At 70.9% G+C, this 12,157-nt stretch carries 11 protein-coding genes and 2 pseudogenes; 10 read left to right on the top strand and 3 right to left on the bottom strand.

Annotated elements, in window-relative coordinates; translation table 11 throughout:
• Positions 1 to 32: 32 nt before the first annotated feature.
• A complete protein-coding gene (locus ACFWV3_RS15120; RefSeq protein ID WP_382411739.1) occupies positions 33 to 962 on the top strand; it encodes a tetratricopeptide repeat protein in 930 nt (309 codons plus the stop codon).
• A gap of 85 nt (positions 963 to 1,047) precedes the next feature.
• On the opposite strand, the gene ACFWV3_RS15115 is transcribed toward ACFWV3_RS15120, so the two are convergent.
• Positions 1,048 to 1,440, bottom strand: coding sequence for a hypothetical protein (locus ACFWV3_RS15115; protein WP_382411738.1), 393 nt, complete (start codon positions 1,438 to 1,440; stop codon positions 1,048 to 1,050).
• 317 nt (positions 1,441 to 1,757) lie between these two features.
• Here ACFWV3_RS15115 and ACFWV3_RS15110 point away from each other — a divergent pair, with 317 nt between their 5' ends.
• The 4 genes and pseudogenes from ACFWV3_RS15110 to ACFWV3_RS15095 all read left to right on the top strand — a co-directional run bounded on the left by ACFWV3_RS15110 (position 1,758) and on the right by ACFWV3_RS15095 (position 4,066).
• Complete coding sequence (locus tag ACFWV3_RS15110) at positions 1,758 to 2,270, top strand: sulfite exporter TauE/SafE family protein (RefSeq protein ID WP_382411737.1); 513 nt, start codon at positions 1,758 to 1,760, stop codon at positions 2,268 to 2,270.
• A 107-nt stretch (positions 2,271 to 2,377) separates the two neighbouring features.
• Positions 2,378 to 3,285, top strand: a pseudogene (locus tag ACFWV3_RS15105) (IS5 family transposase).
• A gap of 38 nt (positions 3,286 to 3,323) precedes the next feature.
• A complete protein-coding gene (locus ACFWV3_RS15100; RefSeq protein WP_382411736.1) occupies positions 3,324 to 3,638 on the top strand; it encodes a membrane lipoprotein lipid attachment site-containing protein in 315 nt (104 codons plus the stop codon).
• Between the two features lie 77 nt (positions 3,639 to 3,715).
• Positions 3,716 to 4,066, top strand: a complete 351-nt coding sequence (locus tag ACFWV3_RS15095) for a GntR family transcriptional regulator (RefSeq protein WP_382411735.1) — start codon at positions 3,716 to 3,718, stop codon at positions 4,064 to 4,066.
• 57 nt (positions 4,067 to 4,123) lie between these two features.
• Here ACFWV3_RS15095 and ACFWV3_RS15090 read toward each other — a convergent pair whose 3' ends face one another.
• Positions 4,124 to 4,843 carry a hypothetical protein gene (locus ACFWV3_RS15090; protein WP_382411734.1) on the bottom strand — a complete coding sequence of 240 codons (720 nt, stop codon included), beginning with the start codon at positions 4,841 to 4,843 and terminating at the stop codon, positions 4,124 to 4,126.
• Between the two features lie 337 nt (positions 4,844 to 5,180).
• Between ACFWV3_RS15090 and ACFWV3_RS15085 the strand changes: the two genes are divergently transcribed.
• The 5 genes and pseudogenes from ACFWV3_RS15085 (at position 5,181) to ACFWV3_RS15065 (ending at position 11,296) form a co-directional block, all read left to right on the top strand.
• Positions 5,181 to 6,347 (top strand): acyl-CoA dehydrogenase family protein, encoded by a 1,167-nt coding sequence (locus tag ACFWV3_RS15085; RefSeq protein ID WP_382411733.1) that lies wholly within the window; start codon positions 5,181 to 5,183, stop codon positions 6,345 to 6,347.
• Positions 6,344 to 8,359, top strand: a complete 2,016-nt coding sequence (locus tag ACFWV3_RS15080; RefSeq protein WP_382411732.1) for an acetate--CoA ligase family protein — start codon at positions 6,344 to 6,346, stop codon at positions 8,357 to 8,359. The genes ACFWV3_RS15085 and ACFWV3_RS15080 overlap by 4 nt, the downstream gene beginning before the upstream one ends.
• Before the next feature lie 350 nt (positions 8,360 to 8,709).
• Positions 8,710 to 9,726: pseudogene (gene rho, locus ACFWV3_RS15075) on the top strand (transcription termination factor Rho); the annotation flags it as partial.
• A 10-nt stretch (positions 9,727 to 9,736) separates the two neighbouring features.
• Positions 9,737 to 10,867, top strand: a complete 1,131-nt coding sequence (locus tag ACFWV3_RS15070) for a Glu/Leu/Phe/Val dehydrogenase dimerization domain-containing protein (protein WP_382411731.1) — start codon at positions 9,737 to 9,739, stop codon at positions 10,865 to 10,867.
• 9 nt (positions 10,868 to 10,876) lie between these two features.
• Positions 10,877 to 11,296 (top strand): SRPBCC family protein, encoded by a 420-nt coding sequence (locus tag ACFWV3_RS15065; protein WP_382411730.1) that lies wholly within the window; start codon positions 10,877 to 10,879, stop codon positions 11,294 to 11,296.
• Between the two features lie 9 nt (positions 11,297 to 11,305).
• On the opposite strand, the gene ACFWV3_RS15060 is transcribed toward ACFWV3_RS15065, so the two are convergent.
• The gene (locus ACFWV3_RS15060) at positions 11,306 to 12,157 is read right to left on the bottom strand and encodes a VOC family protein (RefSeq protein WP_382411729.1); all 852 of its coding nucleotides are present in this window, start codon (positions 12,155 to 12,157) and stop codon (positions 11,306 to 11,308) included.

The following is a 12,157-nucleotide window of genomic DNA, read 5'->3' as shown; positions in this document are numbered from 1 at the left end:
CACCTCAGACCTCAGCCGACCAGACCTCTTCCTTGCAACACACCGCGGAGTCGTTGCAGGCCAAGCTACGCCGAGTTCCGCGGGACGCCGCCGCGTGGGCCCAGCTCGGGGCCACGCACGTGGAGCTCGCCCGTGTCACGTACGACGCCCAGCACCACTCCCGCGCCGAGAAGGCGCTGACCGAGTCGTTGCGGCTCAAGCCGGAGGGCAACGGTGAGGCGTTCACCGGCCGCGGGGCGCTCGCCAACGCCAAGCACGAGTTCGCCGCCGCCCGCGAGTGGGGGCAGCGCGCGGTGGCAGCGGCACCGGACTCCGCCGCGGCGCAGGGCGTGCTCGTCGACGCGCTGACGCAGCTCGGTGACGACGCCGGTGCTTCCGTTGCGCTGCAACGAATGCTGGACCTGCGGCCGGGCGTCGCGTCGTTCACCCGCGCCGCCTACCACTTCGAGCTGCACGGCCGCCTGGACGAGGCGCGCGGTGCTTTGGAACGGGCGCTGGAGTCCGCTTCCTCGCCCGACGAGGCCGCGTTCTGCCGGCTCCACCTCGACAAGCTCGAGGGCAGGACCGAGTTCCTGGAAACCACTCGTGAGCGGGCGTCGAAGGTGCCGTCACCCGAGAACCTCGCGAAGTACGGCGAGGCGCTGGACCGGGCCGGCCGGCCCGCCGAGGCGCGGGCGCAGTACGACCTCGCCCTGCGGCAGCTGCGGGCACTGGGCGGCGACGACCTCACCGCCGCGTTGATCTCGGCCGACCACGGTGACCCCGCCGAGGCGTTGCGGTTCGCCGAGAAGGAGTGGGCGAAGCGGCGGAGCGTCTTCAGCGCGGACGCCCTGGCGTGGGCCCTGCACGTCAACAGGCGGTCGGCGGAGGCTCTGCCGTACTCGGACCAGGCGGTCGCGCTCGGCTGGCGCGACCAGGAGGTCCTGCGGCACCGGACGGCGATCCTGGGGAGCCTGCGATGAGAGTCTTCCTGCTGGTGCTGTTCGGGATGCTGCTGATGGGCGGGGTGGCGCAGGCGCATCCGCTGAGCAACCTGAGCGTGAACCACTACGACGGCCTGCGGATGTTCCCCGACCGGATCGAGCTGCGGTCCGTTGTGGACAGCGCGGAGATCCCGACGCTGCAGGACCGCGAGCTGGTCGACGCGCGCAAGCGGTGTGCCGAACGCGCGAAGTCGTTGGACGCCATGGCGGACGAACGGCAGCTGCGGTTCGAGGTGCGCGACGCCGACGTCGTGCGTCCACCCGGTGAGGCAGGCCTGCCGACGATGCGGCTGACCTGCGAGTACAGCGCGCCGCTGGCGGTGAGCGGCGAGGTCGAGGTCACCTTCAGCGACTCGTACCTGGAGGACAAGCCCGGCTGGCGCGAGATCACCGTCGCCGGCGTCGAAGTCGCGGTGTCGGGAGCGGCGGCCGAGTCCGTGAGCAACGAGCTGCGCACCTACCCGGACGACCTGCTGGCGTCCCCTTTGGACGTCCGGGCGGTGCGGTTCGTGGCGCGGCCGGGTGAGGGGACGGTCGTCACCGCTCCCGGTGCGCTGGGAGAGGCCACGAAGGCGGCCGTCGGCCTGGTGGGTGATCTCACCCCGGTGGTCGGGATCGGCGCGGTCCTGCTGTCCCTGGTGCTGGGCGCGTCCCATGCCGCGCTGCCCGGCCACGGCAAGACCGTGATGGCCGCCTACCTGGCGGGGTCGCGGGGAACCCGCCGTGACGCACTCCTCGTGGGAGCCACGGTCACCCTCACCCACACGGCGGGGGGTGCTGGTGCTGGGGCTGCTGCTCAGCGCGTCCAGCGCGGTCGCGGGCGAGTCGGTGCTGCGCTGGCTCGGCGTGGCGAGCGGTCTGCTGGTCGCGGTGATCGGAGGGGTGCTGCTCCGCTCGGCCGTGCGGTCCCGGGGTCGTGGGGAACACGGCCACGGACATGGTCATGGCCACGGGCATGGGCACGGTCAAGGTCGTGGGCACCGCCGGGCGGGGCTCGTCGGGATGGGGGTCGCGGGCGGCCTGGTGCCGTCGCCGTCCGCGCTCGTCGTGCTGCTGGGCGCGATCGCGCTGGGCCGCACGTGGTTCGGCGTCGTGCTGGTGGCGGCCTACGGGCTCGGCATGGCCGCGACGCTGACCGCCGCCGGCCTGCTGCTGGTCTCGCTGCGGGACCGCCTCGGTCCGCGCCTGGCCCGTTTCCGCAGGCTCGCGGACTTCTCGCCGCTGGGCACCGCGGCGCTGGTGATGCTCGTCGGAGTCGGCCTGGCCACACGGGCGCTGGCCGGTTAGCCCGTGTTTCAAAGGTGAGGTGATCGGCGGCGTGTCGGTGCCGGAACGTGGCGAGGTCTCCGGTAAGTGGGTTAGCGACCAAGCAAACCTGCAGTACCGGAGACCTCGTGGCCAGCGTAGCGGTAGCGGGGCGGGCCGACCTGACCGACGCGCAGTGGGCTGTGTTGCAGCCACTGCTGCCCGTCGGCGCCAAGCCGGGGCGCCCGCCGAAGTGGAGCAAGAGGCAGTTGATCGACGGCATCCGGTGGCGGGTGCGTGTCGGTGCTCCGTGGCGTGACGTCCCGCCTGAGTACGGGCCTTGGCAGACCGTGTACGGGTTGTTCCGCCGCTGGCAGCGGGCCGGAGTCTGGCAGGCGATCCTGACCGGTTTGCAGGCCCGTGCCGATGCCGCCGGGCTGATCGTGTGGGACGTGTCGGTCGATTCCACGATCATGCGGGCGCACCAGCACGCCGCCGGTGCACGGAAAAGGGGGATCTGCAGGTCGAACCGCCCGACACTCCGGCCGGCGGGACCGAGCCCGGCGACCACGGGCTGGGCCGCTCGCGCGGCGGCTGGACCAGCAAGCTGCATCTGGCCTGCGAGCAGGGCCGCAGGCCGTTGTCGCTGTTGATCACCGCCGGACAGCGGGGTGACAGCCCGCAGTTCGTGCCGGTGATCGAGCAGATCTCGGTGCCGCGTCTGGGGTCCGGTCGCGCCAGGACCCGTCCGGATCGGGTTCTGGCAGACAAGGCATACAGCTCGAAAGCCAACCGCGCCTACCTGCGACGCCGCAGGATCAAGGCGACCATCGACCAGCCCCGCGACCAGGCCGCCCACCGCAAAGCCAAAGGCTCCCGCGGCGGACGGCCACCCACGATCGACCGGGAGATCTACAAGCAGCGTCACGCCGTCGAGTGCGGCATCAGTCTGCTCAAGCAGCACCGGGCCGTGGCCACCCGCTACGACAAACTCGCCGTCCGCTACCAGGCCACCGTCCACATCGCAGCCATCAACATCTGGCTACGCCACATCTAAAACACGGCCTAGTCGAAGGTTCAGGAGAGGGATCGACGATGAAGAAGCTGATCGTGTTCGTGTTCGCGGCACTCGCGCTGACGGCCTGCACCTCGCAGGGGGACGTGGCCACCGCCCAGTTCGACGACGAGCGGCAGTCCGACGTCCCGTGCATGAAGCACCAGGACCAGACGCCGGGGGAGGAGTACTTCGACGAGGGCGACTGGGACACCGTCGTCTCGCTGTCGATCCTGCGCTACTACACCACCAACGGCACGAAGCCGTACTGCGACGGCAAAGCCGCGTCGGAGGCCGACCAGGGCTGGAGAAAGCTGTACGTGCGGATGGGGGCGGACCAGACCAATCTCCGGTGATTCCGACCGCAACCTCCCGGGCACTCCTGCGTTGGTCAACACAGAGGTAGTGACATGCCGGGGAGGACGGGGACGCAGTGAAGATCGACCACCAGGGGGACCTGCCCCCGTACGAGCAGGTGCGGGTGCATTACGCGCACGCCATCTCGAACCGGGACCTGCCGGTGGGGGCCAAGCTGCCCACAGTGCGGGCCCTGGCGAAGGACCTGGGCCTGGCGGTCAACACGGTGGCGCGTGCCTACCGTGAGCTGGAGGAAGCCGGCCTCGTCGAGACACGGGGCCGGGCGGGGACCGTGGTGAGCGCGAATGGCGACAACAACCGGGAGCGCGTCCGCGCGGCGGCGGCCCAGTACGCGGCGATGTCCGCGGAGCTGGGCCTGAGCTCGGACGAGGCGCTGGACATCGTCCGCGCGGCCCTGCGGTCCTGAGCCGTCGCTCCAGGGTCGGCCTCGGCGCACGGGGCCGACCCGGTTCGCTGTCGCGGGTCAGAGCGGCAGCAGGTCCTGCGCCAGCCGGTGCTTGATCTCCCACTCGCCGTCCGCGTCGGTGAAGCAGGGAAAACCGCCGTCGCCGAACACCCGGTTGAGGTAGGAGACGAACGGCATCCGCCCGCCGTCCCAGGTGAACAGCCCGTCGGCGCACGGGTCCGGCAGGACGATCCCGTACGGGGCACCGCCGCTGGTGTTCTCCTTGTGCAGCTGGTCCGGGGCCACGGGCAGCTCGTAGAGGCCCTCCTGCTCCTCCTGCCACGCCGCGTACTCCTCCTCGAGGTAGCCGCGGTGGTCCCCGCCGTAGCGCGACCCCTCCACCTCGATCACCAGCGGGTCGGCCGAGGCGGACGCCGGCCAGCGCGGGTGCGTGCCCACGAGCCACACGTCGCCGACGATCCTGACCCACGACTGCAGCGTCATGGGCACGGCGCCGAAGGTGCGCAACATCCAGGCGAGGTGGTCCTCGGCCCGGTCCGTGGGCGGGGTGTGCGCCGTCGTCGGGGTCTGGTCGTCGTTGTTCGCGTGGAAGCGGTAGCCGTCCTCGGTGAGCCGCTCGACGATCAGGTCGACGTTGTGCCGGGCGCGCCTCGCCATCTCGTCGCACACCGCCTGGGCTTCGTCGGCGCGGTCCCGGACGGCCTGGCCGAGCAGACGGAGCTCGTGCCACACCACGTCTCTTTGGCCACTTTGGTAGCGGGTCAGCCAGTCCTTCATGGCGTCATCCTGGCCGAGCTCGCGGGCGGTGGATCTTGGGGGATGCTCCGTGCGGGTGGTCGTGGCCACGGGTGGCGATCACGGTGCGCATCCTTCGTGTCCGGACGCTGTCGGCCGCCTGTCGAAGATCTCCGTGGACGCGCTCTCACGCTTGGCGGGGTGAGCGTCAACCCACCGTTGGGTGACCTCCGGGCAACTCCCCGTATGACTCGTTGACAGCGCACCTACAGGCCCCGATCCATCACCCGTTCGCGACCTTCCGGCCTGCTGAAACGCAGCTAGGCTGCCCCGTGGACCGCGAATAACTGACTCATCAGTCAATTTAGGAGTGAGGAAGATGGGGCGGACCGTCCGCGACGGCCTGCGGCTCACGACCGAGCAGCAGCAGTGCGTCGAGCTGGCCCGGGAGTTCGCCGCCGACGAGATCCGCCCGCGGGCGCGCGCCGTCGACGAGGCCGACACCGAGTCGCCGCTCGACCTCTGGGAGAAGGCCGCGAAGCTCGGGCTGACGAGCTTCATGCTCCCCGAGAGGCTCGGCGGTGGCGGCGTCACCGATCTGCTCACCCAGGTCCTCGTCCAGCAGGAGCTGTGCCACGGCGACATCGGCATCGGCAACCTGGTCACGTCCAACGGCTTCTTCAGCGCCCCGGTCGAGCACCTCGGCACCCCCGAACAGCAGGAGCGCTTCCTCCGCCCGCTGACGTCCCCGGTGCCGCCGATCACCGCGGTCGCCGTGACCGAGCCCGGCGCCGGGTCGGACGCCGCCGGCATCCAGACCTCGGCGAGGCGTGACGGTGACTCGTACGTCCTCAACGGACAGAAGACGTGGATCTCCAACGCCCCCTATGCCGAGCACTTCGTCATCTTCGCGACGGTCGACCCGGCCAAGCGCGCCAAGGGGGTCACGGCGTTCGTCGTGCCGCGCGACACCCCGGGCCTCGTCGTTGGGCCGCCGTTCCGCAAGATGGGGCAGCGCGCGATCGTGAACGCCGAGGTGTTCCTGGACGACGTGCGCGTGCCCGCCGCGAACCGGCTCGGTGCGGAGGGGCAGGGGTTCACCGGCCTCATGCGGACGTTCGACGCCTCGCGCATCCTCATCGGCGCGGCCACGACCGGGCTCGCCCGCGCCGCGCTCGACTTCGCGAACGACTACGCGCGCACCAGGACGCAGTTCGGCGTGCCGATCATCCAGCACCAGGCCGTGGCGTTCCGGCTCGCGGACATGGCCACCCGCGTCGACACCGCGCACCTGCTCACGGTGCGCGCGGCGACCTTGTACGACGAAGGGCACGCGGTGGCGCAGGAGTCGGCGATGGCGAAGCTGGTCGGGTCGGAGAACGCCATGTGGTGCACGCACGCCGCCGTGCAGACGCTGGGCGGCTACGGGTACTCCCGCGACTACCCCGTCGAGCGGTGGATGCGCGACGCCAAGCTCGAGGAGATCGAGGAAGGCACCTCCGACATCCAGCGGCTCGTCATCTCCCGTGGTCTCGGTGCCAGATGATCTTCTCGGATCCCGCGTCCGTCGCGGTTGTCGGCGCCAGCGACGATCCCGCCAAGTGGGGCCACTGGCTCGCGCGCGGCGCCCTCGTCGGACGTGACCGCCGCACGGTGCACCTCGTGAACCACGGCGGCGGGCTGGTCCTGTCGGAACCGACGGTGCGGTCGCTGTCGGAGCTGGCCGAAGCCCCCGAGCTGGTGGTGCTCGCCGTGCCCGCAGCGCACGTGCCGGCGGTGGTGGACGAGGCGCTGGCTGTCGGCGTGCGGGGCTTCGTCGGCATCACGTCCGGGATCGACGACTCGGTCGTGCGCCGGATCCGCGACGCCGGGGCGCGCATCCTCGGGCCGAACTGCCTGGGCGTCTACGACGCGGCGACGTCCCTGCACCTCGCCTGGGGCCGGTTCCAGTCCGGTTCGCTGGGCGTGGTGTCGCAGAGCGGGCAGGTGGGCCTGGAGATCGGCGGGCTCGCGGCGGCGTCGGGGCTCGGCGTGTCGCGGTTCGTGTCGGTGGGCAACCAGGCCGACGTGACGGCGACGGAAGCGTTGCTGGAACTGGTGTCGCACGACATGACCACGGTCGTCGGGGTCTACCTGGAGAGCTTCGGCCCCGGCATCGTCGCGGCGATGTCGGAGCTGCGTGCCGCCGGCAAGCCGGTGGTGTTGCTGACCGTCGGTTCTTCCGCTGCCGCACAGGAAGCGGCTCTGACGCACACCGGCGCGTTGACGTCCTCTTTGGACGTTGTCGACGCGGCCTGCCGTCGTGCGGGCGCGCTGCGGGTCACCACGCCGGCTGCTCTGGTGGACGTGGCCGCCGTCCTGGCGTGCGGGACGCCGCGGGGGAGCCGGGTCGGGGTGATCTCGGACTCCGGTGGGCAGGGCGCGATCGCGGCGGATCTGGCCTTCTCGGCGGGCTTGTCCGTGCCGGCCCTGTTCGCGTTCGACGGCCTGCCCGAAGGAGCGTCGCGGCGCAACCCCGTCGACCTGGCCGGCGCGGGGGAACGGGACCTCGCGAACTACGCGCGTGCCGTCGAGGTGGTCGCGCGCGGGGGAGAGGTCGACACGGTGGTGCTGTCCGGCTACTTCGGCAGCTACGGCGAGGACACCCCGTCGCTGGAGTCGGCCGAGGTGGCCGTGGCGTCACGGATCTGTTCCGCGGCAAGGGAAACCGGCGTCGCCGTCGTGGTGCACAGCATGCGCCCGGACTCGGCGGCCGTGCGCACGTTGCGGTCGGGCGGCGTGCCCGTGCAGCACACGATCGAACGGGCGATGGCGGCGCTGGGCGACGCGGCCCGCCTCGGCGCGCTCGAAAGACGATCCAGACCCGTCGGCAGCACGGTTCCGCTGGCGGCCGTGCCCTACCGGCCGGGCTACCTGGCCGCCCGCGACGTGCTGAGCTTCGTCCGCTTCCCCCGAGCCCACGCCGTCACCAGCGTCGCCGACGTCAGATCGACGCCCCTGACCGGCCCGTACGCACTCAAGGTCGACTGGCTGGCGCACAAGAGCGAGCAGGGCGGCGTGCGGATCAACGTGTCCGACCCCGTCCCGGCCTTCGAGGACCTGCACGCCACGTTCGGCGCGGGCACCTACGTGCTGGAAGAGATGGACACCCGCCCCGGCGCCGTGGAACTGATCATCGGCGCCCGCCACGACCACTCGTTCGGCCCGGTGGTGCTGGTGGGCGCCGGCGGCATCCACGCCGAGCTGTTCAACGACACGGCGGTCGAGCTGGCACCGGTGGACACCGCCACCGCGCACGACATGCTCGCCCGGCTCGTCTGCGCCCCGCTGCTGTCGGGCTGGCGCGGCGCACCGGCACCGGACGTGGCGGCGCTGGCCGAGGTGATCGTGCGGATCTCGGAGATGATCGCGGCGCGGCCGGACCTCGCGGAGGTGGAGCTGAACCCGGTGCGGGTGGGGCCGGACGGGGTGCTCGCGGTGGACGCGCTGGTCATCCCCGCGGTCGAGGTGGCGCCCAGCCCCTTGCCCACGCCGGTGGGTTCTCCCGCGGTGACGTGAGGAGGCAGGGGGCCGATGAGCGACAACTGGCACGTGACGGACACGCCGCTGGCGTGAGCAGCACGTTCCGGCTGTCGTGGACGAAGTGCGCGGAATAACAAGCGGGGGCTTGACGTTCTCTGTTACAGTCGTCCCATACCGGCAGTGCGCCCAGCGCACGTAAGTTCCGATCCAGCTGCTGGACCATTCCGAACTCCGCAGCGACGACCCCCGGCATCTCACGTCGGCGGACCCGTAGATCCGATGCCCTCCCAGGGACATCGACCAGCGCTCTCCTTCGCGACAACGCGCGGAGTCGATGAAGCGCACCCCCAAGCAACCCTCCTGAAAGGACAGACCTGATGAACATCGGTGTACTCGACGTGCGCAACAACAAGGCATTCCTGGTCGACGGGCCGCAGGTGCCGTCGAACCTCGTCCGGCAGCACGACCTGCGCCGCGGCGACCAGATCAGCGGTGAGGCGCACGACGGCAAGCTCGTCGGCGTCGACACCGTCAACGGGCGCAAGCCCCACCGGCGGCCGAGGTTCGAGGAGCTCACGCCGCTCTACCCCAACGAGAGGCTGCGGCTCGAGCACGACCCCGACGAGCTCACCAGCCGCACGATCGACCTCGTCATGCCGGTCGGCAAGGGGCAGCGGGCGCTCGTCGTCGCGCCGCCCAAGGCCGGCAAGACCATGGTGCTGCAACAGATCGCGCAGGCGATCGCCAAGAACGACCCCGACGTCCACCTCATCGTCGCGCTCGTGGGGGAGCGGCCGGAGGAGGTCACGGACATGCGGTCGAGCATTCCCGGCGAGATGTTCGCCTCCACCTTCGACGAGCACCCGAGGGACCACATCGCGGCCGCGGAACTGGCCGTGGAGCGGGCCAAGCGGCTCGTCGAGGACGGGCAGGACGTGGTGGTGCTGCTCGACTCGCTCACACGGCTCGGCCGGGCGTACAACCTCGCCGCGCCCAACGGTGGCCGCATCCTCAGCGGTGGCATCGACGCCGGTGCGTTGACGCCGCCCAAGAAGTTCCTCGGTGCGGCCCGCAACATCGAGGAGGGTGGCAGCCTCACGATCTTCGCCACCGCGCTCGTGGAGACCGGGTCGACGGCCGACACGGTGATCTTCGAGGAGCTCAAGAGCACCGGCAACGCCGAGCTGAAGCTCGACCGCAAGGCCGCCCAGCGCCGTATCTTCCCCGCCGTCGACCTGCACCAGTCCAGCACCCGCAAGGCCGAGCTGCTGGTCTCGCCGCAGGAGCTCGCGATCACCGACGCGGTGCGCAGGGCGATGGCCGACCGCGACGTCGACGTGCTGCTCGAAGGGCTGCGCAAGACCCGGTCCAACGCCGAGTTCCTGGTCCAGATGGCCCGCTAGCCTGGTGCAGGTGAGCTACCTCGAAGTCACCTGGACGGACCCGGCGACGCACGCCAGGGGCTACCTCGTCATCGACCGGCTGGTGCGCGGAGTCAGCAGTGGTGGGTTGAGAATGCGCGCGGGGTGCACGATCGACGAGGTTCGCGGGCTTGCGAAGGGCATGACCGCCAAGGAAGCGCTCAACTACGACCCCGGCGCGCGGTACGTGCCGCTCGGGGGTGCCAAGGGCGGCATCGACTTCGACCCGTACGACCCGCGGGCGGAGGAAGTCCTCACCAGCTACCTGTACGCGATGGCACCGTACGTCGAACGGTTCTGGACGATGGGGGAGGACCTGGGGCTGCGGCAGTCCACGATCGACGCCGTCATCTCCAAGATCGGGCTGCAGTCGTCCATCCAGGCCGTGTTCCCGCTGCTGGACGACGAAGACGAGGCGCGCCAACGACTCGCGGACGCGTTCCAGGTCGTTGTGGACGGTGTGGGCCTCGACGAGCTGGTCGGTGGTTACGGTGCCGCGCAGGCGGCACTGGCGGGCATCGAGCACCTCGGACTGGAGAACCCCACCGCGTTCGTGCAGGGCTTCGGCTCGATAGGCGGCGCCACGGCGCGGTACCTCGCACGCAACGGCGTCACGGTCGTCGGGCTCGCGGACGTGCACGGTGTCGTCGCCAACCCGGCCGGTCTCGACGTGGAAACCCTTCTGCTGTCGCGGGATCAGCGCGGTGGTATCGACAGGACCGAGCTCCGCGCCGAGGACCAGGTGCTCGACGGCGAGAGCTGGCTCGACGTCGAGGCGGACGTGCTCGTCCCCGCGGCCACCAGCTACGCGATCCACGCGGACAACGCGCACCGGGTCAGGGCGAAGCTGATCGTCGAGGCCGCCAACATGCCCATCACGGACGAGGCGGAGGCCGAGGTCGGCGCGCTGGTCATCCCCGACGTCGTCGCGAGCTCCGCCACGAACTCCTGGTGGTGGTGGACGCTGTTCGGTGACATCGATGTCACCGCGGAGTCGGCGTTCGAGAAGATCGGCACGACCATGCGCCGTCTCACGCAGCGGATCATCGACCAGCCCTCACCCCGGCAGGCCGCCCGGGACATCGCGGCCGAGGCGAGCGAGGAGATCGCGCGGCGGTTCTAGAATCGGGGCATGCCCGGACTGCAGCACGAAGTCGTCATCGCGGCACCGCCCGACCGCGTCTGGGCGGTGGTCTCCGACGTCGCCCGCTGGCCGGAGCGCATCCCCACGGTCGACGAGGCCGAGCGACTCGACGACGGACCGCTGGCCGTCGGCTCCCGCACCCGCCTGAAGCAGCCGAGGCTGTCCGAGGCGGTGTGGACGGTCACCGAACTCACCGACGGCCGGTCGTTCACCTGGGTGTCGAAGTCGCCGGGCGTCACGATCACCGGCGAGCACGTCGTCGAGCCGCACCCGGACGGGAGCCGGCTCGTCCTCGGCCTGAGGATCGCCGGCCCGTTGTCCGGCCTGGGCTGGCTGATGACGAAGTCGCTGACCAGGCGCTACGTGGAGACCGAAGGCGCCTCGATCAAGAAGGCCGCCGAGGCCTGAGAACCACGCTCAAGCCTGTGCCGCGAACGGGTTCGCGTCGGCGTGGTGGTGGCCCCACACGCTGGCCTGCCCGAAGTCGTGCGGCACCCAGTCGTCGCCGATCTCGATGCCGCCGCAACCGATCTCCAGGTGGAACCCGCTGGGGTTCCTGACGTAGAAGGAGATCGCCTTGTCGTTCATGTGCCGGCCGAGGCTGATGGAGATCGGCACGTCGTTGGCCAGCGCACGGTCGAGAGCCCGGCCGACGTCGTCGATCGAGGCGTGCTCGAACTCCAGGTGGTGGATCGACGGGGTGTCCGCGGTGCCCAGCGCGATGCTGTGGTGGGTCGAGTTGCAGCGCAGGAAGAACAGGCCGGGGGAGCGGTAGTCGGTCAGCTCGAACCCGAGCACCGACTCGTAGAGCTCGCGCAGCTCGGCGAGCTTCGGGCTGGCCAGGACGAGGTGCCCGAGGCCGGTGGTGCCGGGTCCGCCCGCCGGGCGGTCGGCCGCCACGCGCGCCTTGGTCTGGCCGATCGCCAGCTCGACGCGGTAGCCGACCGGGTCGGTGAACCAGCGCAGGTGGGTGGCGCCGCGCAGGTCCCGTTCTTCCTCGGTCCCGTCCTTGACCGCGTGGCCGGCGTCGGTGAGCCGCTGGGTGAGCCGGTCCAGCTCGGCGGGCGAGTCGACGATCCAGCCGATCTCCCGCGGACTGTCCTCAGCGGACGCGTACAGCGCCAGCCGGTACCGGAACTCGTCCATCTCGGCGAGCACGGCGTCGCCTGCCTGGGTGACACCGACTCCCAGCGTGCGCAGGAGGAGGTCGGCCCACGCGTCGACGTCGGTCACGTTGAGCCCGACGTACCCCAGCTTCCTGATGCCCAT

Origin of the sequence: Lentzea sp. NPDC059081 (genome assembly GCF_042738015.1) — a bacterium.
Lineage (GTDB): Bacteria > Actinomycetota > Actinomycetes > Mycobacteriales > Pseudonocardiaceae > Lentzea.
Note: the sequence above shows the minus strand (reverse complement) of the source record. Positions and strands in the feature narration are given on the sequence as shown.